Origin of the sequence: Serratia sp. 2880STDY5682894 (genome assembly GCF_001537385.1) — a bacterium.
Classification (GTDB): domain Bacteria; phylum Pseudomonadota; class Gammaproteobacteria; order Enterobacterales; family Enterobacteriaceae; genus Serratia; species Serratia nevei.
The window spans coordinates 61,054-83,165 of record NZ_FCJA01000012.1 but is presented as its reverse complement, the minus strand read 5'-3'; the positions used below and the strand labels follow the sequence as shown (position 1 = coordinate 83,165).

The window sequence follows — 22,112 nt, the reverse complement described above, 5'->3', positions numbered from 1 at the left end:
GCCCGGCGTTATCTTTATTGCAGCTGGGCCGCCAACAGCGGCCAGCGGGCGTCAAATTCCTGCGTTGGGCGATAGCGGAATTCCGAACGCACATAGCGCGACAACATGCCTTCGCAGAAGGCCAGCAGCTGGCTCGCCAGCAGCGTTTCATCGACGATAAAGCCTTTGCCTTCGCGCAATTTACGCTCTTTCAACACCTGGCGCAGCTGCGCCTCGATGCGTTCGAACAGCTGGTTGATGCGGCCCTGCAGGCGATCCTGTTCAAACATCAGCGCGTGGCCGGTCATGATGCGCGTCAGCCCCGGGTTGCGTTCCGCAAAGCCCAGAATCAGCAGTAAAATCAGGCGCAGACGATTAAACGTCTCTTTCTCGTCCTGCAAGATCAGGTTGATGCGGGTGATCAGGCTGTCTTCGATAAACTCGATCAGGCTGTCGAACATCCGTGTCTTGCTGGGGAAATGCCGATACAGCGCAGCTTCAGAAACACCCACGTTCGCGGCGAGCTTGGCGGTGGTGATGCGTTGGCTGCCGTCGCTGGACTCCAGCATCTGGGCTAACGCCTGCAATATTTCCTCGCGCCGATTCCTTTTCGTCTTTTCTTTTTCTGCCATGTCTGATTAGACCCTTGCTAAAACTTAACTGACGGAAACCCGCGCACCGGCCGCTGCAGAGCAGGCTCTGTGCGGCTTATGTGATAGCTTTTTTACGATGCTGGGGTCAGCGGCCTTAACGGCCTTTTTCCGCGCTGCCTGGTGTGCGCTGCAATTGTCGCGGTAAAACCTTGCCGCAGAGACATCCTTCTCCCCGGAAAGGCAAGGTTCAGGCGACGTTTCCCTGCCGGCCATCGTGCATTGGGTGGCGCTTAGTGGCGCCCCGAGTGACCGAAGCCACCTTCGCCGCGCTCGCTGCTGTCGAACTCTTCCACCAGGTTGAATTCGGCCTGCACCACCGGCACGAAGACCATCTGCGCGATACGTTCGCCCGGCTCGATGGTGAAGTGTTTCTGGCCGCGGTTCCAAACGGACACCATCAGCTGGCCCTGATAATCGGAGTCGATCAGGCCGACCAGGTTGCCCAGCACGACGCCGTGCTTGTGGCCCAGGCCGGAGCGCGGCAGGATCACCGCCGCCAGGCCAGCGTCGGCGATGTGGATCGCGAGGCCGGTAGGCAACAGCGTGGTTTCACCCGGCGCCAGCTCCACCGCGCTGTCCAGGCAGGCGCGCAGGTCGAGACCGGCGGAGCCCGGCGTGGCGTAGGTCGGTAGCGGGAAATCCTGACCGATGCGCGGGTCGAGGATCTTAACGTCGATTTTTTTCATCATAACGGCTGACTATCTCGTCTATTAAACGTTGGCCAAGGAGTGCCTTGTCGCTCAGCGCCAGGCGCTTTTCTCCATCCTGCCAAAAAAGATGCAGGGCATTGGTGTCGCTGTTGAACCCGTGCTCTGCAAGCGATACATCGTTAGCGCAAATCAAATCCAGCTTCTTACGCGCCAGTTTTTGCCGCGCGTATTCTTCCACATTCTGGGTTTCGGCGGCAAACCCCACGACAAACGGTCGATTTTTGGTCATCGCCGCCACGCCGGCGACGATATCGGGGTTTTTTACCATCTTGAGGACGATTTCATCACCCTGTTTTTTTATTTTTTCATCGGCGATCTGCTCGGGGCGGTAATCGGCCACGGCGGCGCAGGAGATGAAAATCTGCTGCTGCGCGGCGCGCTGTTGCACCGCCTGCTCCATCTCCAGCGCACTGGTGACGTCCACTCGGGTGACCGATGGCGGCGTCGGCAGGCTGACCGGCCCGGCGATCAGCGTCACCTGCGCGCCGCGGGCGGCGGCGGCGCGGGCAATGGCGAAGCCCATTTTGCCGGAGCTGTGATTGCTGATGAAACGTACCGGATCCAGCGCCTCACGCGTCGGGCCGGCGGTGATCATAACCTGTAAATGTTGCAGATCCTGCGGGGCGGAGAAATGCGCGTTCGCCAGGTCGACGATGTCCAGCGGATCCAGCATGCGGCCCGGGCCGACGTCGCCACAGGCCTGGCTGCCGCTGTCCGGCCCCCAGAGCAGCATGCCGCGCGCCTGCAGCGTTTGCAGGTTGGCCTGCGTGGCGGCGGCGCGATACATCTGCTGGTTCATGGCCGGGGCGGCGGCGATAGGGGCGTCGGTCGCCAGGCAGACGGTGGTCAACAGATCGTTGGCCATGCCGGCGGCGACGCGCGCCAGCAGATCGGCGGTCGCCGGCGCCAGAATCACCAGATCCGCCCACTTGCCGAGCTCGATGTGGCCCATGGCGGCTTCGGCGGCGGGATCCAACAGATCGTCGGACACCGGGTAGCCGGAAACGGCCTGCAGCGTCAGTGGCGTAATGAACGCCTTGGCGGCGTGGGTCATCACCACGCGCACTTCTGCGCCCCTGTCGCGCAGGCGGCGCACCAGCTCTGGGCATTTGTAGGCGGCGATGCCGCCGCTGATGCCAAGCACAATATGTTTGCCGGAAAGTCCCGTCATCATCATTGTCCGATTTAAAGCCGAAAGATGCGCCATTTTAGCATATCCGCCGTTCAGGTGAGCGATTCCGCAATGGCTGCAGGGCGTTACATTGTGCTTTGCGAAACACTTCGCAATGTTATCAAACACCTGTCGAACGTGCCGGGCAGCACATGGCATGCTGTAGCCCTTTCAGGGAGGAACACGATGAGCAACCCGATTGTGGCGTGCTGGCCGGGCGCGCTGGCGCCGCGTGAAAAGCTGTTGATGCAGGGGGCGGCGGCGCTGTCCGACGCAGAACTGTTGGCCATTTTTTTGCGTACCGGGCTGCCCGGCGTGCACGTGATGCAGCTGGCGGAGCAGCTGCTGCGCCGGTTCGGCTCGCTTTATCACCTGATGTCGGCCGATCATCAGGCTTTTTGCAGCCAAAAAGGCCTGGGGGACGCCAGCTATACGCAGCTGCAGGCGATTGCCGAGCTGGCGCTGCGCTTCTTTTCCAGCCATTTGTCGCAGGAAAACGCCATGCTCAATCCGCGCGTCACCCAGCATTATCTGCAAAGCCTGCTGGCGCATCGCGAGCGTGAGGTCTTTTTGGTATTGTTTTTAGACAATCAGCACCGGGTTATTCGCCATCAGGAGATGTTTGCTGGTACCATCAGCAGCGTCGTCGTCTACCCGAGAGAAATTGTGCGTGAAGCGTTGAAGGCTAATGCCGCCGCGCTGATTCTCGCGCATAATCACCCTTCGGGTAAGGCTGAACCCAGTCATGCCGACCGTTTGATAACGGAACAGGTGGTGAAAGCCTGTCAGTTATTGGAGATCCGAGTGCTTGATCATTTGGTGATCGGTCGGGGTGAATGCGTCTCTTTTGCCGAGCGCGGATGGCTTTAAGCGATTTTTTCGCGATCCTTGTGGGATCTTTAGCTGTTCGGGACTTGAGCACTTACGCTTCAGAGCGTATACTACGCCACCTTTGAGAATCTTGGGTTTGGCGCAAGAGCCTATCTCAGCAGGTTTCTGACCTGATGTGTGGTTTCTACCTGATGACGAGAGTCTCCTCAGTATGAAGTTTGCTGAGATGGGCTCTAAAAGCCTGACGAGGCGGCCATACCCTATACGAAGCTCGAGCTGATTTGATTTTTGGAGAATAGACATGTCCCGAGTCTGCCAAGTTACTGGCAAGCGCCCGGTGAGCGGTAACAACCGTTCCCACGCAATGAACGCGACCAAACGCCGTTTTCTGCCTAACCTGCACTCACACCGTTTTTGGGTTGAGGCTGAGAAGCGCTTTGTAACTCTGCGTGTATCTGCTAAAGGTATGCGTGTTATCGATAAGAAGGGTATTGAGACGGTTCTGGCCGATCTGCGTGCCCGTGGTGAGAAGTATTAAGGAACTGAATCATGGCTAAAGGTGTTCGCGAGAAGATCAAGCTGGTTTCTTCTGCTGGTACTGGTCACTTCTATACCACCACGAAGAACAAGCGTACTAAGCCGGAAAAATTGGAACTGAAGAAATTCGATCCAGTTGTCCGTCAGCACGTAGTATACAAAGAAGCTAAAATTAAATAATTTTAGTGGATTAATGAAAAACCCGGCCTTGGCCGGGTTTTTTGTTTTATAAAGGGTAGAAAACGTCGGAGGGGAAGCCAGATGCCTGAATTACCGGAAGTTGAGACGAGCAGACGCGGTATAGAGCCTTATCTTGTCGGCCACAGCATTCAGTATGCGGTGGTGCGCAACGCGCGCCTGCGCTGGCCGGTTTCCGAGCAGATCCTGACGCTGAGCGATCGGCCGGTGCTCAGCGTGCAGCGCCGGGCTAAATACCTGCTGATCGAGCTGGAGAACGGTTGGATTATCGTGCACCTGGGCATGTCGGGCAGCTTGCGCATGCTGCGCGAGGAAAACGAAGATGAAGCCGGCAAACACGACCACGTCGATCTGGTGATCAGCAACGGCATGATCCTGCGCTATACCGATCCGCGCCGTTTCGGCGCCTGGCTGTGGTGCGAAGATTTGGCGACCAGCAGCGTGTTGGCGCACCTGGGGCCGGAACCGCTGAGCGAAGCGTTCAACGGCGACTACCTGTATGAAAAATCACGCAATAAGCGCACGTTGATTAAACCGTGGCTGATGGATAACAAGCTGGTGGTCGGGGTCGGCAATATTTACGCCAGCGAATCGCTGTTCAGCGCCGGGATCTTGCCCGATCGTCCGGCGGGATCCTTGAGCAAAGCCGAAGCGGAACTGCTGGTGAAGACCATCAAGGCGGTGTTGCAGCGTTCTATCGAGCAGGGCGGCACGACATTGCGCGACTTTTTGCAGTCGGACGGCAAACCGGGGTATTTCGCACAGGAGCTGCAGGTTTACGGGCGGGCGGGAGAACCGTGCCGCGCGTGCGGCACGCCGATCGAATCCGCCAAGCACGGGCAGCGCAGCACCTTCTTTTGCCGCCGCTGCCAGCGCTGAGCATCACTCGGCGGCGAGCTTCGCCATCAGCGCCTGGGTGACCACGTCAGGCAGGAAAGGTGCGATATCGCCGCCGTGACGGGCGACCTCCTTCACCAGTGAGGAGGAGATGAACGACCATTCTTCGGAAGGCATCAGGAACACGCTTTCCAGCGTCGGCATCAAATGGCGGTTCATGTTCGCCAGCTGCAATTCGTATTCAAAGTCAGACACCGCACGCAGGCCGCGCACCAGGATATTGGCATTTTGGTGAGCGGCGAAGTGCGCCATCAGCTCGCTGAAGCCCAGCACTTCCACATTGTCCAGATGCGAGGTGACCTGCGTCGCCAACGCCACGCGTTCATCCAGGCTGAACAGCGGCTTTTTACTCGGGCTGGCGGCGATGGCCAGAATCACGTGATCGAACATCAGTGACGCGCGCGTCACTAAATCCAGGTGGCCGTTGGTCATGGGATCGAAGGTCCCGGGATAGATGGCTTTGCTGGTCATGATTCACTTCTCTGAGTAGTTGCGGCCCAATGCCCATAATGCGGCATATTTATTGAAGGTATATTGCGCGTTGACCACCGCTAACAGCAACCCCTGTTTGCCATCCAGGAAGCCGGCGCGCAGCAGCCAGGTTTTGACGAAGGCGCCGAGCGTATGGGTCAGGATAGACAGATAGCCGCAGCGCTTGCCGGCCCGGTGGCGCTGCGTGGCCCACTCTTCGGCGTAGCGCAGCTGTTTGCGCTGGAAGGCGAAGAAGTCGCGGCAGGTCAGGTGCAGCATATCACCGCTGAGGGGGATCACTTTGGCGCCGCCGATGTTCAGCGATTCGTGCACCAGATCGTCGTTATAACGATAGCGTTGGTTGGCGTACAGGCGGTTGACGCGGTCGGGATACCAGCCGCTGTGGCGCATGAAGCGGCCTAGAAACAGGTTGCGCCGCGCACAGCTGTAGACGGCGCCGTCGTCCGGCGCATTCAACACCCGCTCGATGGATTGCCGCAGCTCGGGCGTGACGCGTTCGTCGGCGTCGATCATCAAAACGTAGTCATGGCTGGCATAGCTTTGCGCCAGCTGACGCTGCTTGCCGAACCCTTGCCAGTCGGTGTGCGTGAAGACTTTGGCGCCCAGGCCTTCGGCGACGGCGACGCTGTCGTCCTCGCTGCCGGAGTCCAGCACGATGATTTCATCGGCCCATTCGACCGAACGCAGACAGTCCGGCAACAGCCCGGCTTCGTTTTTGGCGATCATCACCACCGACAGGCTTTTGCGGCTGCTCATTCAGTGACTCCGGGGCGGCAGGTGCGGTTCCAGCAGCTGCAGCAGGCGCTGCAACGCTCCCTGATTCTGATACAACACTTCCACCGCATGGCGGCCGTAGTAGCGCCGGTAGTCTTCGTCGGTCAGCAGGGTTTCCACTTCCTTCACCAGCGAATCCACGTCGGTCACGGTGATCAGGCCTTCGGCCTGCGAGAGCTTGGCGCAGATGTCTTTGAAGTTGAAGGTATGCGGGCCCATCAGCACCGGGATGGCGTGCGCGGCGGCTTCCAGCGGGTTGTGCCCGCCGCGTTCCACCAGACTGCCGCCGACAAAGGCCAGATCGGCGATGCCGTACAGCAGCATCAGCTCGCCCATGGTATCGCCGATCACCACCTGGGTGCTGCCGGACGGGATTTCGCCGCTGCTGCGCAGGGTGTAGCTGAAGCCGGCCTTCTGCACCAGCTCTTTGGCGGTCGGGAAGCGTTCCGGGTGACGCGGCACCAGGATCAGCAGCAGGTCGGGGTGTTTTTCCAGCAGTTTGCGGTGTGCTTCCAGCAGGATGGTTTCTTCACCGTCATGGGTGCTGGTAGCGATCCACACCGGGCGGCGCGGCGCCCATTGGCGACGCAGCGTAACGGCGCGGGCGGCCAGTTCCGGGGTGACGGAGATATCGAACTTCAGGCTGCCGGTTACGGCCAGCTGCGAGCGCTTCAGGCCCAGTTCGATAAACCGATCGCCGTCTTCCTGGTTCTGTGCGGCGATCAGCGTAATGCGGCGCAGCATATCGCGCATGAACCCGCCAATTTTCTTATAGCCGGCGGCGGAGCGGGCCGACAGGCGCGCATTGGCGATCACCAGGGGGATCTGCCGCTGATGCAGCGCGTTAATCAGGTTAGGCCACAGCTCGGTTTCCATGATGATCACCAGCTTGGGATTCACCTGGTCGAGGAAGCGGTTCATGGAACCGGGCAGATCGTAGGGCAGATAGACATGATGTACGTCTTTGCCGAAAGCGGACTGGACGCGTTCTGAACCTGTTGGGGTCATTGTGGTCACAGTTATCGGCAAAGCGGGGTAACGGTGGCGCAGTGCCCGTACCAACGGGATGGCCGCCAGCGTTTCGCCGACGGAGACAGAATGCAGCATGATGCCGCCTGGCACGACTTTCCCGGCGCAGAAGCCATAGCGTTCCGCCCAGCGTTTACGGTAGGCTGGAGCTTTGCGGCTGCGCAGCAGTAAGCGGAGCCAGATCAGGGGTTGGATGAGGTAGAGTAGTACCTGATATAAACGCAGCAACATTCTATCAATTTCATTTATATGGGTTATTCGGAATAGTACCATAACTGGAAGGGAAAGGCGCTAATTTGGTAACCTTGGGTGTCAGTTTCAGACAACCGGCGAGCGATTTCGCCGACAGGCTCGGAATGAAGAATATTTTAATTATTCGCCGCGACAACATCGGCGATCTTGTTTGCACCACGCCTCTGATTGAAGGGGTGAAAATTGCCTATCCGGACGCTAAAGTTTATCTGCTGATCAATAAAGTCAGCCAGGACGTTGTTAAAAACAATCCTCATCTCGAGAAAGTCTTTGTCTATAAAAAGGCCAAGCACAAGGCGAAAAATGAAACGACGTTGGGCGTTTATTTCGAACGCTTGATGATCTTCCTGAAGCTGCGAAAAATAAAGTTCGATGCGGTCATTCTGGCCAACCCGGTGCCTTGCAAATACAGCCTGCGTTTAGCGAAAATGGCCGGCGCCACTCATATCATCGGCGCCGATTTGGGCACGAAAGATATCCATCGCCCGTTCCGCAAGGACGATTTCCACGGTCAACATCAGGTCGAACATACCTACAGCTATTTATCGGCGATAACCGATCAATCCATTCCGATCCCGCCGGTGCGGGTGTTTCTGACGCCTGAAGAGCGGCAATTGGCGGCGCAACGGCTACAGGAGCGTCTGCCACCGGTCGAGCGCGTATGCGCCGTGCACATCAGCAGCCGCAGCCCGAAAAGGCGTTGGCCGGTTGAACGCTATGCCGAAATCATCAACCGTCTGGTTGCCGATCCCCACACCGGTGTGCTGATCTTCTGGTCGCCGCAGGGCACGCTGGCGCCGGACGACATCGGCGACCAGCAGCGCGCCGAACAGCTGTTGGCGCTGTGCCAAAACGAACGCGTCGCGCTTTATCCGACGGCCTCGGTGCGCGAGCTGTTGGGCGGGTTCGATTTATGCGACCGGGTGCTGTGCAGCGACGGTGGGCAGATGCATCTTGCCGCCGCGCTGAATAAGGACATGGTGGTGTTCTTTGGCGATACCGATAAAGCCTCCTGGCATCCATGGACCGGCCGTCATCATATTTTGCAGAGTGAGTCGGGGCACTGTGAAGATGTTTCTGTCGATGAGGTTTGGCAGAAAATGCAGGCGCTCAGCTAACGAATAAAATAAGGCAGGTATCCCCTGCCTTATTTATTTCTCTATTATTTTTCTTTCAGCTCAATATATTGACGGCAAATAGGCTCCAGCCCATAACTCAGCAATTGCTGTTGATTTATCTGCGGCGGATTGGCGTAAATTTCCGCCATTTTTTCTGCCAGCGACGCTTCGTTTAATTCCGCCAGCGCGTTAGCCATGCCAGCTTTTTCCAGAATTTCCGCAGGGCCGCCCGGGCAGCGAGTGCTGACCACCGGCGTGCCGCACAGCAGCGATTCCACCAGCACGTTACCAAACCCTTCGCTGTCGGAGCTGAGCACCAGCAGCGAAGCATGGCGAATAAACGGGTAGGGATTGGCCTGGAAACCGAGGAATAGCACGCGCTCTGCGATGCCCAGCTCTGTCGCCAGACGTTTGACCTCGGCGACTCTGGCATCATTCCCGGTGCCTATCAAGGCCAGCGGTGCCTGAATGCCCGAGTGCGCATAGGCTTTCAGCAGACGGTCATGCCGCTTGGCGGTGTGAAAGCGGCCGACGTGCACCAGATAGTCCTGGCCAGCCAGTTCGCAAGGCGCCGCCGCCTGTTGCTGGATGGCGTCGATGTCGAACGGGTTGTTGATGACCGCCAGCCGGCGTGGGCGAATCGGCAAGTTCTGCTGCAGATCGTCGCCAACCGCCCGTGAAACGGCGACGATATTTCTCCCTTGGTAAACGTTGGCGATTTTGCGCTGCTTCAGCCAGCGATCCAGGCCCTTGCGGTGGCCGAGATAGGAGGTGGAGAGAATGCCGTGAATGCAGAACCACAGGCGATCCGCGGCCAACCGCTTGCTGCGGCTGACGATGCGATCGGTTTTATGCAGATTGGAGAACACCAGATCGAACGCGCCGCGTTGGCGCTCGTGTTCGGCTATTGCCCGATCCAGCGCGGCGGCGCGGCGCGGCAGCTCGGTCAGCTTGCGCCAGGGGGCACGGCTGCGATCGGCCACCACCTGATAATCAATGCCTGACGGGATAGGGTAATTGCAGACGTCGCGCAGCGAGATCAGACTGACGTCATGCCCCTGTTGCTGCATGCCCTGGCACAGGGTCAGCACCACTTTTTCCGCGCCGCCTCCCGGCAGGCCGTCGATGATCATCAGAATACGCATAGCTAATCCAGTAACCGGTTATAGAGGGAAATCAGCTGTTCGGACAGATGCGCCGGCGTAGCCGTCATAATGCGCAATCTCGCCGCTTCGCCCATGGATGATCCCAGCGCCTGGCGCGGCAGCGCCCGAATGGCCTCCGTGATGGCCGGTACGTCGAGCGCGTCGGTCACGAAGCCGTTCTGGCCGGGGGTGATAAACTCGGCGCCGCCGCAGGTGGTGCTGGTGATAACCGGCAGGCCGCACGACATCGCTTCCAGAATCACATTCGGGAACGGATCGTACAGCGTCGGCAGGAGCAGCGCGTCCGCAGCCTGATAGAACGGCAAAGTCTGCTTCTGAACGCCCATAAAGTGAACCCGCTCGCCGCAGCCCAGCGACTGTGCCAGCGCCCGGTAGCGTTTTTCGGCCTTGTCTTTGCCGACCACCAACAGATGGCTATCGGTCGCCGCCACGGCGCGGATGGCGGCGGCCAGCCCTTTGCGTTCGAAACCGGAGCCGACGAAGATCAGGCAGTGCGCCCGTTGTGGGATCTGATACTGCTCGCGCAGACGTTGGCGCAGGGCCTCGTCGGCGGGCGGGAATTTTTGATTGTCGATGGCGTTATAGATCACCGTGATTTTGTCGGCGGGCACGCCAAAGTCGGCGATGATTTCCTGCTTGATCATCTCGGCGTTGCAGATGACGGCTTTCAGCTCCGGCGCGGCGTACATGGCGCGCTCGGCGCACATCACATAGCGGTGATAGCGATTGGAGAACAGCCATTTGCGGCGCCATTCCGGCAGCAGACGCGCACGCTGCAGCAACCAGCGGCGGTGTACGCCGTCGCCGGCGCGGTAGATGTCGCAGCCGGGAATGCGCTCGTGGCTTTGCACCAGATCGAAACGCTCTTTCTGCCACAGCGCCCTGGCTGCCACGGCGAAGCCTCGCTCGCGGCTGATGCGGCCGAGTTTTAACGGGTTGCACAGGTGGATATGCCAGTTGGGATTGGCGTCACCCTGCCATTCGCGGGTGATGACGTTCAGATCGAGATCCTGTTGCTCCAGCGCCTCCAGGGCGCGGGAAACGAAACGTTCGGCCCCGCCGTCCGGGCGGTATTTTTGGCGAACGATCGCCAAACGAAATGCTTTCATGCCAGCGTGCTCCGCGCGGCTGCAATCACCGCGTCTGTAGGAATAAGGTCGAGATACCGTTCGTCGGTGCCGGTATCAATGGCGTCCGGATCGGGCAGTTCGCCGAAGTCGCCGGCCCAGATCACGGCGCCGGTAGCCTGCCATGGCCGCCAGAAAGTCAGCTTGGAAGGGCCGAACAGCGCCACACACGGCGTTTGCAGCGCGGCGGCCATGTGCATCGGCACCGAATCCACGCCGATAAACAGCTTGGCGTGGTCGATCAGGGCGGCCAGCTGGCGCAGCGTCAGCTGGCCGGCCAACGAGATCACGCCCTGCGGCGGGCAGAGCGCCAAAATGCGTTCTACCATGGCTTGTTCTCTGGCGTCGGGGCCGGAGGTGATCACCAACTGATGGCCATCGGCCTGCAAGGCGGCGAGGGTGGCGGCCATTTTCTCTTCGCTCCAGCATTTGAAGAACCAGCGCGAGGTGGGCTGCACCACAATATAACTGCCGGCGACGCCCTGTTTCTGCAACCGTTGCTCACAGGCCTGCCAATCCTGCGGATCGTAACTCATGGTCACATGATCACTGAGCGCGGGCAGGTTCAGCGGCGCCAGCAGCGAGAGATTTTGTTCGACGGTATGCAGGTGGGCGTGATTGTCGACCGGCACCAGCTGCGTGTGGCAGTGGCGCCACAGGAAGCCGCGGCGTTTGGGGAAATCGAAGCCCAGACGGATGCGCGCGCCGGTCAGGCGCGTGATAATGGCGCTGCGCCACTGATCGGCCAGGTTGACCACCAGATCGTAGCGCTGCGCCTTCAGGCGGCGCAGCAGCGCCAGCTCGTGCCCCAGATGCGCGCGGGTGCCCTGTTTTTTCCATTGGCGGTCGATGGCGAACAGCGTCGACAGTTCCGGATTGCTGGCCAGCATCTCCTGCGTTTCCTGATACAGCAGCACATCGATCTGCACCTGCGGGTAGTTTTGCCGCAGGCTGCTGATGACCGGCGTGACCAGCAGCATATCGCCGTGATGGCGCAGTTTTATGATCAAAATACGCTGTACGGATGGGGCGGAAGTTGGGGCAGGCGCGTCGTTCATCATGAGTCGCTTTCTGGGAAACCAATCTTTGATTCTAAATGACCCGATCGCATGTGGCTACTGTTGCAAGGTTTTCTTGCCGGGCCGCAAAAAAATCGTCGGGCCGGGGACGAATGCGCTTCAACGTTGTCCAAACCAGGCAGCAAAGTCGTTTGCCCTGGCGAAACGGCCTGCGTAACATAGTGCATTCTGTTGATATCAGGCTCGATATTCATGACTAAACCGGCGTTTCTCATCACCATTGATACCGAAGGCGATAATCTGTGGCAAAACCACGATCGCATCTCGACCGAAAACACGCGTTTCTTGCCGCGCTTTCAGGCATTATGCGAAAAATACGCCTTCAAACCGGTTTATCTCACCAACTATGAAATGGCGATGGATCCGGCTTACGTCGAGTTCGCGCGCGACGTGATCGCCCGCGGCGCGGGAGAAGTGGGCATGCACCTGCACGCCTGGAACAGCCCGCCGCTGACGCCGCTCACCGACGACGACTGGCGCCACAAGCCTTATTTGATCGAGTATCCCGCCGATCAGATCCGCGCCAAGGTCGATCACATGACCAAGCTGCTGGAAGATGCCTTCCAGACCAAAATGCTCAGCCATCGCGCCGGCCGCTGGGCGTTCAACGAATATTATGCCTCGCTGCTGCTGGAATACGGCTATCAGGTGGACTGTTCGGTGACGCCGCGGGTCAACTGGCAGTTTTCGCCGGGCAACCCGCAGGGTAACGGCGGTACGGACTATAGTCGGTTCCCGTCGCAGGCCTATTTCATCGATCCGCAGAATATCGCCAGGCCGGGCGCTTCGTCGCTGCTGGAAGTGCCGATGAGCATTCAGTACAAGCACTCGGCGCTGATGAACGCGTTCAAGCAAGGTTATGACCGGCTGCGCGGCAAGCGGCGTTCGCCGTCCGTCAACTGGCTGCGGCCGAGTGGCGGCAACGTGGCCAAGATGATAAGCGTGGCTGAGGCGTCGCTGGCGCAGGGGCATGACTACGTCGAATTTATGCTGCACTCCTCCGAATTTATGCCGGGCGGCAGCCCGACGTTCAAAACCGAGCAGGATATCGAAGGGCTGTACCGCGATCTGGAGCAGCTGTTTGACTGGCTGCAGCAGCGTACGGTGGGCATGACGCTGGCCGAGTATTATCAACTTAAAGCGAACTAAGCACGCACATGTCGAAGAAATGGAAAATCAAGGTTGCCGACTGGTTCTTGCGGCGCTATACGGCGAAGTACGGCCGTTTTCAGGACAAGGCGACGTTCGACGGCGCCCAGCAGTTTGACAATATCGTCATCTATTCCACCACGGCGTTGGGCGACTTCATGTTCAACACGCCGGCATTGAGGGCGATGAGGGAACGCTACCCCAATGCGCACATCACGCTGGTGGTGCACAAGAAAAACCGCGAGCTGGTGGAAAACGGCCGTTATTACGATCGCGTGGTGTATTGGGACAGCAAGATCAAGACGATACGCCCATTGCTGAAATCGCTGCGCGAACATCAGCCGGATTTGGCGCTGATTCTGCACTCCCACCTGCCTTATGACATCATCAGCGCCGTACTGGCCGGGGCGAAGTACATTATCAGGGATAACTACAGCTCGGGCATTTGCGGGCTGGAGCCTTGGCTGACCAACTATATCTTCCATTATTACGGCCACTTTGTACGCCGCAAACTGGAGCTGATTTCCATCTTAGGCTGCCGCAGCGACGATCCGACGATGGAAATTCCCGTGGATTATCAGCGCGGCGTCAAAAGCAGCGAGCATCCCACCATCGGTTTTCAGCTGGGGGCGTCAACAGAATCGCGTTGCTGGCCGGTTTCGCACTATGCGCGGCTGGCCGATGAGCTGGTGGCGAAGCACCCCAATGTGCGCATCGTGCTGATTGGCGCACCGTTCGACGACGGCAAGGCCAAACAGTTTATGAGCCTGATCGGCCCGCAAACGCAGGCCTGCGTGGATAACCAGATCGGTAAAACGGGGCTGCAAGGCTTGCTGACGTTGATCGACAGTTTCCATGTTCTGGTCACCGGCGATACCGGGCCGCTGCATCTGGCGGTGGCGCTGAAGGTGAAAACCATCAGCCTGTTCGTGACCGCCGACTCACGCTCCACCGGCCCGATTCAGGATGCTGAACTGCACCGCATCATTCAGGTGTCGCGTACCGGCTATACGATGCCGCTGGAGGCAGAAAGCCCGATGGGGGTCATCCAGCCGCAGCGGATTTATGAGGAGCTGGTCGCGCACGTGCCTTTAGCGCGCTGAGGGAGCGACGACGCATCGGCCGCCCGGCCGATGCGGTTAGTGCGGCTTGCGCCCGCGCAGCTTCGAAAGAAAGGTATCCACTCGCGCATAGCGCATCTGGCGGACTTTTTTGCGCGGCACGTCGCTGTTGCGGCAGATATCGGCGGCGCGGCGCAGGATGTGCAGCGTTGCCGGCGCGTAATGATAATAGCCGTACACCGCCTTCGACATGCTTTTCACCTCGGAAAAGCAGTTGGCCAGCATCAGGGCGGCCAACCGGCGCAGTGGCTCATCCCCGGGATGCTGCGCCACAAAACGCAGCATCTTCTCCATGGCGAACAGCAGATCTTCAATATCTTTGGGTTTGATATTGCGAGTGATGCCTTGGCTGTTATCCCGATAGAAATAGAGCTCGCAGTCCAGATGGGCGATGCGGCGGGTTTTGAAATACTGAAAAGGCGTGAAAATCACGTCTTCATAGCGTCTGCCGTCTTCGAACGTTTCCCCTTCCAGCAGCGTGCGTTTATACACGCGGCTCCAGAGATGCCACATCGAGCGTGCGAACAGCGGTTGCAGGCAGCCGAGCCCCAACTGTGAAAAGTCGTAGGCTACGGGCTGCGCCGCGCGGTTATCCGGCGTCGGCGGATGCTCGGTGAACTTCTGATAATTAAAGTCGATCAGGTCATCTTCACCGGCGGTAAGCAGGGGCCGCAGGATTGCCAGATAGTCGTCGCTCAGCAGATCGTCGCCGTCGAGGAAGGTGAGATAGCGGCCGGTGGCCAGCCGTAAGCCGACATTGCGGGCGTGCGCAATGCCGCCGTTGGGCTGTGAAGTAAAGACCACGCGCGGGTGCCGCCGCTGCGCCAGATATTGGCTGACCAGCGCGCCGGAGGCGTCGGTGGAGCCATCATCGATGATCACCACCTCAATATCGTCGCTAATCTGCGCAAATAACGAATCCAGCGCAGCGATAACGAACGCTTCATTATTATAAAACGGCACGATAACGCTGAGCAGCGGCTCCTGAGGATTCACGGGGTGGGCTCCTGAACAGGGGGCTGTTTCGGGACGGAAAGAACGGCGGCGATCAGCGCCAGGCAGAATATGACGGTGCCTTCCGTGCTGAAGAAGATGACGTCGCTCAGGCCGTAAACGAACAGGCTGACGCTAACGCTCAGCAGCAGCGCGTTGCGCTGTGGCCGGAACGAAGAGAAGAACAGACAGACATAGAGCGCCAGTAGCAGCAGTACGCCCCAGACGCCCTTGAGCGAGTAGGTTTCCAGCAGCTCGTTGTGCAGGTGGACGTTGATGTAGGGCATGACGCCAGACAGGCGAGGTTGCTGTGCGACCATTGCACGGATCTCTTCGCCGCGCTGTTCGGCGGATTGGCCCCAAGGGGCTTGTGAACCGGTGCGCCATGCCAGCGTTTGCATCGACAGCCGTGAAATGATCGAGTTTTCAGTCTGTGGCTGATCCATCAGACGCATATCGGTCTCAAAGGCCTGAATGCGTTCTTCTATCTGCGGTTTAAACACCAGGCCGCAGGCTACGAGCAGCAGCGGTACCGAGGCCACCAACGCGAGTTTGTGTTTCCTGGAAACCAGCTGCTTGGTCGCCAGCAGCGACAGGCAGACCGCTACCGGGTAGACCAACATGGCCGCGCGCGTGCCGGTGAGCACCAGTGCAGAGAAGGACAGCAGGAATGCCGCAATGTACAACACCAGGCGGTAGCGGGTGCGCAGCATCAGGATGGCTTGCATCATGACCAGATCGATGGCGGTCATCAGGTAGGCGGCGACCGTGGCGCGATCGAAGTTGAGCTCTACGCGAGGAATATCCAGACGCAGCCCCTGATAGAGGGAATAACCGTTGATCGCCAGGCCGGTGGCGAGAGCTACAACGATCAGCAGGCGCTGCACGCACAACCGCTCATTGAGTGCGATCAGCAAGATGAAGGCGGTCGCGAGCTGCAGTTTGCCGGTCGACATATAAGAGCGATAAATATTGATGTACTCACCCGGCTGTTTGAAGTGATGCATCCAGAGGATGGTTCCCATGCCCACGCTGAACATCAGCGCGGGCAGCAGCAGATTTCTCGCGTTGCTGAAGTAGTAGCGCGGGTACAGGCAAACGGCGATAAAGGCGATGTAGCTGGAAACGTAAAACAGATTGCGTCCGGTCGCGGAACCGAAAGGGATGGTGCAAAAAGCGATGGCGCACCCCAGATAGATCAGATAGCTGAAGGCAGGGTGCGGCGTTCTGTGTTTTAGCATCGGGCGTGTTTTCCGGCTCACGTTTCAATTAAGCGATAAAGGATCGCAGCGTGTCGTCGAACTCAGCTTTGAACTGAGCATAGTTGAAATGTTCCGCAGGATAGCGCTGCGCATTTCGGCTCAGAGTCTGGTAGGTTTCGCGCGCCAGCAATTTCTCAACCGCATCCGCACAGTCGAGATGCGACAGCAGCTTGGGCGCGACCAGGCTGTCGGTCAACGGATCGTAGACCTCATGCGGGAAGTCGACCTCGATATTGGTGAGCTGCCGGTGTTGTTCGACGGTGACCGAGGGCGTCAGGCCAATGCCGCAGACGCCGTCCTTGACCGCTTCCGGCTGGCCGTCAACCTGCGGGAAAATGACCGGCACGCCGAAATAGAGCGATTCCATGCAGGACAAGCCGAACGGCTCGGTGATCGGCGTGCTCATGTAGATGTGCGTGCGATTGAAGAAGCCGGCGACGTCATCCTGATAACCGCTGAAGGTGACGCGGTCGCCGAGCTGAAGCCGGGCCGCCAGCGCCTCGAACGCCGCGCGATCCGGCCCTTTGCCGGCCACTTCCAGCGTGACGTCATGCCCGCGCCGCAGCAGTTCCTGCATCATCAATAATGAAACGCTGATGCCTTTCAGGCTGACCAGGCGTGAAGCGGTGCCGATCCTGACCGGCTGCGACAGCGTTTTCGGCGCAGAGTCGATCCCCGCCGGCGTCTTGATGCGGTTGATCACCACGTGATTTGGGCAAGGCAGATTAAAACGCAGCTCCATCACCCGCTTCGACGCGTGCGAGGCGGAAATGACGCCGTCCAGCATGGCGAAGAAACTCAGCGTCTTTTTATTCTTGGGGTAACGCCAGGAGCAGCCGTGATCGTAGTAAACCAGTTTGCCGCGTTTGGGTTTGGCCGCCAGCCCCGGCACCAGGTCCCAGACGATCACCACGTCGGCGTTCGCCCGCTCGATTTTCCACTTCAGCAAAAATTTGCGCAGGAACTGCGGGCAGCGTAACGGCAGCGCATTGATCAGGCGGTTGGCGAAGGTGACGGGCTGATGCGCAGGCAGTTGGCGGCGGATCTCTTCGCCAATGTCGCCGCTGATGCACAAGACCTGGTTGCTGCCGTCGGTGGTATCGTTGATGTACTGCAGGAACAGGCGTTCGACGCCGCCCATTTTACCCAGGTTGATAATATGCAGTTTTTTCATGCTATAACCTTTTGCAACGCCTGCCATGCCGTATCGGCGTCGATTGTCGCCATGCTTTTTTCCGGCGAAATCAGCGAGTGCTGATTTTGCCCGTAGCCGCCGATCAGGCCGGGATCGGTCGGCCCGAACAGCGTGATGTTGGGTTTGTCGAGCGCGGCGGTCAAATGGCTGAGCCCGGTGTCGACCGAGACCACGCCCTTGGCGCCGGCCAGCACCTCGGCCACCTGCTGCAGGCTGAGCTTCGGCAGCACTTCGACATGTGAAAAACCTTCCGCCAACCGCAGCGCGCGCTGATGTTCATGCTCTGCGCCCCACGGCAGTTTGATCTTCAGCCCGCTGTCGGCCGTCAGCGCGATCAGCTCGCGCCAGTTCTGCTCCGGCCAGTGCTTGTCGTCACGCGTCGTCGCGTGCAGAAACACCAAATACTGCCCGGCATCGGCCGGCGGGCGGCTGAGAAAGCGCGCGGCGATGGCGTAATCGCCGTAGCTGCCCGGTTTGTCGTAACCGAGGCTTTTGGCGAACAGCTCACGCGTGCGTTCCACCGCGTGCTGCTGTTTGTCTATCTCATGGCGCACGTTGTAGAACCAGCTGGCGAACGGCTCGCGCGCGCTCTTGCAGTCCGGGCCATGTTTGTTGCCTTTGGCGATGCGCGTGATCAGCGCGGCGCTTTTGATCAGGCCCTGAGCGTCGATCACCACGTCGTAACGGCGTTCTTGCAGCGCGCGCTTGAAGTCGCAGCGCTGTTGCCGGGTGTCGTTGCCGAACCAGTTCTTGCGCCAGCGGCGAATGGCCACCGGGATCACGCGATCCACCGCCGGGTGCCAGGTGGGGATTTGGCTGAAGCCTTCTTCCACTACCCAGTCGAAGCGGATATCGGGAATGGCCTGCAGCGCGTCGGTCAGGGCGGGCAGCGTATGCAGCACGTCCCCCATCGAGGAGGTTTTTACGATTAACACCTGCATGACTATTCCTCGCTGGCGACAAGTAACGGCGTCAGCGCGTCCAACACTTGCTGCGGCTGAATATCGATCAAACTTTGGTGGTACCCCTGCTCGGCATCGCCCTTACGCACCTTGTGGTAGCCGCTGATCAAGCGAATGACCCGCGCCTTGTCGGAGAGCGGCGGCGTGAAGTCGGGGCTGCTTGGGCCGTACAAGGCTATCAGCGGTTTGTTCAACGCTGCGGCAACGTGCATTAAGCCCGAGTCGTTGCTGACCACTGCCCGGCAGGCCGCGATCAGGATCACCGCCTGCTCCAGCTGGGTTTTTCCGGCCAGGTTAAGGCAGAAATCGCGCGCGTCTTCCTGCAGCGCGGCGCGGATCTGTTCGCCGGCCTCGTGGTCTTTCGCCGAACCGAACAGCGCTATTTGATAGCCGCTCTCGATCAGCCGCTGAGCCAGTGTCGCGTAGTGATAGTGCGGCCAGCGTTTGGCGGGGCCGAACTCTGCGCCCGGGCAGAAGCCGACGATCGGTCGGCTGCCGGTCAGGTTGAACGCTGCGGTGGTGTCGGCGATTTCTTCGTCGCTCACCTGCAGCTGCGGCCACAGCAGCGGCTGCGGCAGATCGTCGGCGCGCTGAATGCGGCCTTTATCATAGGCCAGCGCCACGTAGCGCTGCACCATCAGCGGGAAGGCCGCCTTGTCGAGCACGCGGACGTCGTTCAGCAGGCCGTAACGCATTTCACCCCGCCAGCCGGTACGCTGCGGGATATCGGCAAAGAAAGGCACCAGCGCGGATTTGAACGAGTTGGGTAGAACGTAAGCGCGATCGTAACGGTTGGCGCGCAGGGCCCGCCCCAGGCGGCGACGCTCGCCGAGCCCCAGCGCGCCGTGGCCCAGCGGCATCGCCAGCGCCTGATTGACTTCCGGCATGCGCGCCAGCAGCGGGCGGCACCAGGCCGGCGCCATCACATCGATCTCCGCCGACGGGTATTCGGCCTTCAGGGTGCGATAGAGACTTTGCGACATCATCATGTCGCCAACCCAAGAAGGGCCGATAACCAGTATTTTCATACCCAGCGTTAATTCCTTCAGCTTATGCGGTGCGGTTCAACCAGGTCATGTACTCTTTCACGCCTTCGGCGACCGTTTTGAACGGTGCGTCGTAGCCGGCGGCGCGCAGCTTGGTCAGATCGGCCTGGGTGTAAGCCTGATAGCGGCCCTTCAGCTTCTCCGGGAACTCGATGTATTCCACCGCGCCCTTCTGGTGGAAGTCCACCACCGCGTCGGCCACCGCCTGGAAGGTTTCCGCCCGGCCGGTGCCGCAGTTGAAGATGCCGGATTTGCCGGTTTCCCAGAACCACAGGTTAACCGCCGCTACGTCGCCGACGTAGATGAAGTCACGCTTGAAGTTTTCGCTGCCGGCGAACAGCTTCGGGTTTTCGCCGCGGTTGAGCTGGGTATTCAGGTGGAAGGCGACGCTGGCCATGCTGCCTTTGTGGCCTTCGCGCGGGCCGTAAACGTTGAAGTAGCGGAAGCCGCAGATCTGCGAGTCCGCTTCCGGCAGGATCTCGCGCACGTACTGGTCGAACAGGAATTTGGAGTAGCCGTACACGTTGAGCGGCGCTTCATACTCCCGCTCTTCGATGAACTCTTCGCGGCCGCCGTAAGTGGCGGCGGAGGAGGCGTACAGGAACGGGATTTCGCGATCCAGGCAGTAGTGCAGCAGGTCTTTGGAGTACTGATAGTTATTGTCCATCATGTACTTGCCGTCCCACTCGGTGGTCGCGGAGCAGGCGCCTTCGTGGAAGACCGCTTCGATATCGCCCAGATCGTCGCCGGCCATGATGCTGGCAATAAAGTCTTCTTTATCGATATAGTCGGCGATGTCCAGATCGACCAGGTTGACGAACTTGGTGCCGTCTTTCAGGTTATCCACCACCAGGATATCGCGATATCCCTTGTCGTTCAGTGCCTTAATGATGTTGCTGCCGATCATGCCGGCGCCGCCTGTGACGATAATCATTGGGTTACCCCTGCTAAGCTGCTGGTGGAGCACAATGCCCCACGCTCAATGGCGGTTATCATAGCATTTCATGCCGCGGCAAACAGCGGAAGGGCTCCGAATATCCCGCATTGCCATTGAAGCCCGCCTTTTGCCGTGATATCTGCTGCAATTTTAATATTCTCTCCCGCGCATTCTCGTCAGTTTGGTTACAAATCAGTAAAATATGCCGCAAATAGCCCAATCCTGGAGATAACCGAATGTCAGCGTCTTTTTATCAGCAGTTGGAACAACAGCTTGCCGCCACTCGCAGTGAAGGGCTGTTCAAGGAAGAACGCATCATCACCTCCGCGCAACAGGCGGATATCGCCGTTGCCGACGGCAGCCATGTGATCAACTTCTGCGCCAATAACTACCTGGGTTTGGCCAATCATCCGGCGCTGATCGCCGCCGCCAAGTCGGGAATGGACAGCCACGGTTTCGGCATGGCGTCGGTGCGCTTCATCTGCGGCACCCAGGACAGCCACAAGCAGCTGGAACAGAAACTGGCGGCTTTCTTGGGCATGGAAGACGCGATCCTGTACTCCTCCTGCTTCGACGCCAACGGCGGGCTGTTCGAAACCCTGCTGGGCCCGGAAGACGCCATTATCTCCGATGCGCTGAACCACGCGTCGATCATCGACGGCGTGCGCCTGTGCAAGGCCAAGCGCTATCGCTACGCCAATAACGACATGACCGAGCTGGCCGCACAGCTGAAGCAGGCCAAAGCCGACGGCGCGCGTCACATCCTGATCGCCACCGACGGCGTATTCTCGATGGACGGCGTGATCGCCAACCTGAAAGGGGTCTGCGATCTGGCGGACGAGTATCAGGCTCTGGTGATGGTGGATGACTCCCACGCGGTGGGCTTTGTCGGCGCCAACGGGCGTGGCACCCATGAATACTGCGAAGTGATGGGCCGCGTCGATATCATTACCGGTACGTTAGGCAAAGCGCTGGGCGGCGCTTCCGGCGGCTACACCGCCGCCAAGAAAGAAGTGGTGGAGTGGCTGCGCCAGCGTTCGCGCCCGTACCTGTTCTCCAACTCGCTGGCGCCGGCGATCGTCGCCGCGTCGATCAAAGTGCTGGAACTGCTTGAAGAGGGCGACGCCCTGCGCGATCGCCTGTGGGCTAACGCGCGTCTGTTCCGCGAAAAAATGACCGCCGCCGGCTTCACATTGGCCGGCGCCGATCACGCCATCATCCCGGTCATGCTGGGTGAGGCGAAGCTGGCGCAGGAATTCGCCAATGCGTTGCTCAAGGAAGGCATCTATGTGACCGGTTTCTTCTATCCGGTGGTGCCGAAAGGCCAGGCGCGCATCCGCACCCAGATGTCCGCCGACCACACCCCGGAGCAAATCGAACGCGCAGTGGCGGCGTTTACACGTATCGGTAAGGATCTTGGCGTTATTGCATAAG

Annotated in this window: 23 protein-coding genes; 8 read left to right on the top strand and 15 right to left on the bottom strand. The window is 59.4% G+C overall.

The window, feature by feature from the left end:
- Positions 1-14 precede the first annotated feature (14 nt).
- From slmA to coaBC, 3 genes are all read right to left on the bottom strand, one after another.
- Positions 15-611, bottom strand: coding sequence for a nucleoid occlusion factor SlmA (gene slmA, locus AWX27_RS21905; protein ID WP_004931203.1), 597 nt, complete (start codon positions 609-611; stop codon positions 15-17).
- 251 nt (positions 612-862) lie between these two features.
- Positions 863-1,321, bottom strand: a complete 459-nt coding sequence (gene dut, locus AWX27_RS21900; RefSeq protein WP_016929680.1) for a dUTP diphosphatase — start codon at positions 1,319-1,321, stop codon at positions 863-865.
- Positions 1,299-2,516: a bifunctional phosphopantothenoylcysteine decarboxylase/phosphopantothenate--cysteine ligase CoaBC gene (gene coaBC / locus AWX27_RS21895; RefSeq protein WP_049201884.1), complete on the bottom strand. Its 1,218-nt coding sequence runs from the start codon at positions 2,514-2,516 to the stop codon at positions 1,299-1,301. The genes dut and coaBC overlap by 23 nt, the downstream gene beginning before the upstream one ends.
- 183 nt (positions 2,517-2,699) lie before the next feature.
- Between coaBC and radC the strand changes: the two genes are divergently transcribed.
- The 4 genes from radC to mutM all read left to right on the top strand — a co-directional run bounded on the left by radC (position 2,700) and on the right by mutM (position 4,958).
- On the top strand, positions 2,700-3,383 hold the full coding sequence (gene radC, locus AWX27_RS21890) for a RadC family protein (protein ID WP_025304698.1): 684 nt from the start codon (positions 2,700-2,702) through the stop codon (positions 3,381-3,383).
- Between the two features lie 262 nt (positions 3,384-3,645).
- Complete coding sequence (gene rpmB / locus AWX27_RS24780; RefSeq protein WP_004931195.1) at positions 3,646-3,882, top strand: 50S ribosomal protein L28; 237 nt, start codon at positions 3,646-3,648, stop codon at positions 3,880-3,882.
- An 11-nt stretch (positions 3,883-3,893) separates the two neighbouring features.
- Positions 3,894-4,061: a 50S ribosomal protein L33 gene (gene rpmG / locus AWX27_RS21885; RefSeq protein ID WP_002442576.1), complete on the top strand. Its 168-nt coding sequence runs from the start codon at positions 3,894-3,896 to the stop codon at positions 4,059-4,061.
- An 81-nt stretch (positions 4,062-4,142) separates the two neighbouring features.
- A complete protein-coding gene (mutM, locus tag AWX27_RS21880; RefSeq protein WP_004931185.1) occupies positions 4,143-4,958 on the top strand; it encodes a bifunctional DNA-formamidopyrimidine glycosylase/DNA-(apurinic or apyrimidinic site) lyase in 816 nt (271 codons plus the stop codon).
- A 3-nt stretch (positions 4,959-4,961) separates the two neighbouring features.
- Here mutM and coaD read toward each other — a convergent pair whose 3' ends face one another.
- From coaD to waaA, 3 genes are read right to left on the bottom strand one after another with little or no spacing between them, the layout of a single operon-like run.
- The gene (gene coaD / locus AWX27_RS21875; protein ID WP_004931181.1) at positions 4,962-5,447 is read right to left on the bottom strand and encodes a pantetheine-phosphate adenylyltransferase; all 486 of its coding nucleotides are present in this window, start codon (positions 5,445-5,447) and stop codon (positions 4,962-4,964) included.
- A gap of 3 nt (positions 5,448-5,450) precedes the next feature.
- Complete coding sequence (locus AWX27_RS21870) at positions 5,451-6,224, bottom strand: glycosyltransferase family 2 protein (RefSeq protein WP_038872579.1); 774 nt, start codon at positions 6,222-6,224, stop codon at positions 5,451-5,453.
- Positions 6,225-7,502 (bottom strand): lipid IV(A) 3-deoxy-D-manno-octulosonic acid transferase, encoded by a 1,278-nt coding sequence (waaA, locus tag AWX27_RS21865; protein WP_025304695.1) that lies wholly within the window; start codon positions 7,500-7,502, stop codon positions 6,225-6,227.
- A gap of 125 nt (positions 7,503-7,627) precedes the next feature.
- On the opposite strand from waaA, the gene AWX27_RS21860 reads away from it, so the two are divergent.
- On the top strand, positions 7,628-8,641 hold the full coding sequence (locus AWX27_RS21860; protein ID WP_049201837.1) for a glycosyltransferase family 9 protein: 1,014 nt from the start codon (positions 7,628-7,630) through the stop codon (positions 8,639-8,641).
- 44 nt (positions 8,642-8,685) lie between these two features.
- On the opposite strand, the gene AWX27_RS21855 is transcribed toward AWX27_RS21860, so the two are convergent.
- Genes AWX27_RS21855 through rfaQ form a run of 3 tightly spaced genes read right to left on the bottom strand, consistent with a single transcriptional unit; the run spans position 8,686 to position 11,995 of the window.
- Positions 8,686-9,786: a glycosyltransferase gene (locus AWX27_RS21855; protein ID WP_060425001.1), complete on the bottom strand. Its 1,101-nt coding sequence runs from the start codon at positions 9,784-9,786 to the stop codon at positions 8,686-8,688.
- A gap of 2 nt (positions 9,787-9,788) precedes the next feature.
- Complete coding sequence (locus AWX27_RS21850; RefSeq protein ID WP_049270058.1) at positions 9,789-10,916, bottom strand: glycosyltransferase family 4 protein; 1,128 nt, start codon at positions 10,914-10,916, stop codon at positions 9,789-9,791.
- A complete protein-coding gene (rfaQ, locus tag AWX27_RS21845; protein WP_060424998.1) occupies positions 10,913-11,995 on the bottom strand; it encodes a putative lipopolysaccharide heptosyltransferase III in 1,083 nt (360 codons plus the stop codon). The genes AWX27_RS21850 and rfaQ overlap by 4 nt, the downstream gene beginning before the upstream one ends.
- Positions 11,996-12,205: 210 nt before the next feature.
- Here rfaQ and AWX27_RS21840 point away from each other — a divergent pair, with 210 nt between their 5' ends.
- Both AWX27_RS21840 and AWX27_RS21835 read left to right on the top strand, forming a co-directional pair.
- Positions 12,206-13,162: a polysaccharide deacetylase family protein gene (locus AWX27_RS21840; RefSeq protein WP_060424996.1), complete on the top strand. Its 957-nt coding sequence runs from the start codon at positions 12,206-12,208 to the stop codon at positions 13,160-13,162.
- A gap of 8 nt (positions 13,163-13,170) precedes the next feature.
- The gene (locus AWX27_RS21835; protein ID WP_060424994.1) at positions 13,171-14,265 is read left to right on the top strand and encodes a glycosyltransferase family 9 protein; all 1,095 of its coding nucleotides are present in this window, start codon (positions 13,171-13,173) and stop codon (positions 14,263-14,265) included.
- Between the two features lie 36 nt (positions 14,266-14,301).
- Here the strand turns inward: AWX27_RS21835 and AWX27_RS21830 are convergent, their stop codons facing one another.
- From AWX27_RS21830 to rfaD, 6 genes are read right to left on the bottom strand one after another with little or no spacing between them, the layout of a single operon-like run.
- Entirely contained in the window at positions 14,302-15,279 is a 978-nt protein-coding gene (locus AWX27_RS21830) for a glycosyltransferase (RefSeq protein ID WP_060424992.1), read from the bottom strand.
- Entirely contained in the window at positions 15,276-16,517 is a 1,242-nt protein-coding gene (locus AWX27_RS21825) for an O-antigen ligase family protein (protein WP_060424990.1), read from the bottom strand. Before AWX27_RS21825 ends, AWX27_RS21830 begins: the two co-directional genes overlap by 4 nt.
- A 28-nt stretch (positions 16,518-16,545) precedes the next feature.
- Positions 16,546-17,712 (bottom strand): glycosyltransferase, encoded by a 1,167-nt coding sequence (locus AWX27_RS21820; protein ID WP_060424988.1) that lies wholly within the window; start codon positions 17,710-17,712, stop codon positions 16,546-16,548.
- Positions 17,709-18,674: a lipopolysaccharide heptosyltransferase RfaC gene (rfaC, locus tag AWX27_RS21815; RefSeq protein WP_047729607.1), complete on the bottom strand. Its 966-nt coding sequence runs from the start codon at positions 18,672-18,674 to the stop codon at positions 17,709-17,711. Before rfaC ends, AWX27_RS21820 begins: the two co-directional genes overlap by 4 nt.
- 2 nt (positions 18,675-18,676) lie before the next feature.
- On the bottom strand, positions 18,677-19,723 hold the full coding sequence (gene rfaF, locus AWX27_RS21810; RefSeq protein ID WP_060424986.1) for an ADP-heptose--LPS heptosyltransferase RfaF: 1,047 nt from the start codon (positions 19,721-19,723) through the stop codon (positions 18,677-18,679).
- A gap of 22 nt (positions 19,724-19,745) precedes the next feature.
- Entirely contained in the window at positions 19,746-20,675 is a 930-nt protein-coding gene (gene rfaD, locus AWX27_RS21805) for an ADP-glyceromanno-heptose 6-epimerase (RefSeq protein WP_060424984.1), read from the bottom strand.
- Between the two features lie 239 nt (positions 20,676-20,914).
- On the opposite strand from rfaD, the gene kbl reads away from it, so the two are divergent.
- On the top strand, positions 20,915-22,111 hold the full coding sequence (kbl, locus tag AWX27_RS21800; RefSeq protein WP_004931154.1) for a glycine C-acetyltransferase: 1,197 nt from the start codon (positions 20,915-20,917) through the stop codon (positions 22,109-22,111).
- The last annotated feature ends 1 nt before the right edge of the window (position 22,112 follow it).

Bases quoted from the DNA above. Each gene is read 5' to 3' on its own strand.
- rfaQ (WP_060424998.1), bottom strand. From the start codon at position 11,995: ATGATGAACGACGCGCCTGCCCCAACTTCCGCCCCATCCGTACAGCGT.
- AWX27_RS21850 (WP_049270058.1), bottom strand. From the start codon at position 10,916: ATGAAAGCATTTCGTTTGGCGATCGTTCGCCAAAAATACCGCCCGGAC.
- coaD (WP_004931181.1), bottom strand. From the start codon at position 5,447: ATGACCAGCAAAGCCATCTATCCCGGGACCTTCGATCCCATGACCAAC.
- coaBC (WP_049201884.1), bottom strand. From the start codon at position 2,516: ATGATGACGGGACTTTCCGGCAAACATATTGTGCTTGGCATCAGCGGC.
- dut (WP_016929680.1), bottom strand. From the start codon at position 1,321: ATGATGAAAAAAATCGACGTTAAGATCCTCGACCCGCGCATCGGTCAG.
- AWX27_RS21855 (WP_060425001.1), bottom strand. From the start codon at position 9,786: ATGCGTATTCTGATGATCATCGACGGCCTGCCGGGAGGCGGCGCGGAA.
- AWX27_RS21840 (WP_060424996.1), top strand. From the start codon at position 12,206: ATGACTAAACCGGCGTTTCTCATCACCATTGATACCGAAGGCGATAAT.
- rfaF (WP_060424986.1), bottom strand. From the start codon at position 19,723: ATGAAAATACTGGTTATCGGCCCTTCTTGGGTTGGCGACATGATGATG.
- AWX27_RS21825 (WP_060424990.1), bottom strand. From the start codon at position 16,517: ATGCTAAAACACAGAACGCCGCACCCTGCCTTCAGCTATCTGATCTAT.
- AWX27_RS21835 (WP_060424994.1), top strand. From the start codon at position 13,171: ATGTCGAAGAAATGGAAAATCAAGGTTGCCGACTGGTTCTTGCGGCGC.
- AWX27_RS21860 (WP_049201837.1), top strand. From the start codon at position 7,628: ATGAAGAATATTTTAATTATTCGCCGCGACAACATCGGCGATCTTGTT.
- rfaD (WP_060424984.1), bottom strand. From the start codon at position 20,675: ATGATTATCGTCACAGGCGGCGCCGGCATGATCGGCAGCAACATCATT.
- mutM (WP_004931185.1), top strand. From the start codon at position 4,143: ATGCCTGAATTACCGGAAGTTGAGACGAGCAGACGCGGTATAGAGCCT.
- waaA (WP_025304695.1), bottom strand. From the start codon at position 7,502: ATGTTGCTGCGTTTATATCAGGTACTACTCTACCTCATCCAACCCCTG.
- rfaC (WP_047729607.1), bottom strand. From the start codon at position 18,674: ATGCAGGTGTTAATCGTAAAAACCTCCTCGATGGGGGACGTGCTGCAT.
- AWX27_RS21870 (WP_038872579.1), bottom strand. From the start codon at position 6,224: ATGAGCAGCCGCAAAAGCCTGTCGGTGGTGATGATCGCCAAAAACGAA.
- kbl (WP_004931154.1), top strand. From the start codon at position 20,915: ATGTCAGCGTCTTTTTATCAGCAGTTGGAACAACAGCTTGCCGCCACT.
- rpmB (WP_004931195.1), top strand. From the start codon at position 3,646: ATGTCCCGAGTCTGCCAAGTTACTGGCAAGCGCCCGGTGAGCGGTAAC.
- radC (WP_025304698.1), top strand. From the start codon at position 2,700: ATGAGCAACCCGATTGTGGCGTGCTGGCCGGGCGCGCTGGCGCCGCGT.
- rpmG (WP_002442576.1), top strand. From the start codon at position 3,894: ATGGCTAAAGGTGTTCGCGAGAAGATCAAGCTGGTTTCTTCTGCTGGT.
- slmA (WP_004931203.1), bottom strand. From the start codon at position 611: ATGGCAGAAAAAGAAAAGACGAAAAGGAATCGGCGCGAGGAAATATTG.
- AWX27_RS21820 (WP_060424988.1), bottom strand. From the start codon at position 17,712: ATGAAAAAACTGCATATTATCAACCTGGGTAAAATGGGCGGCGTCGAA.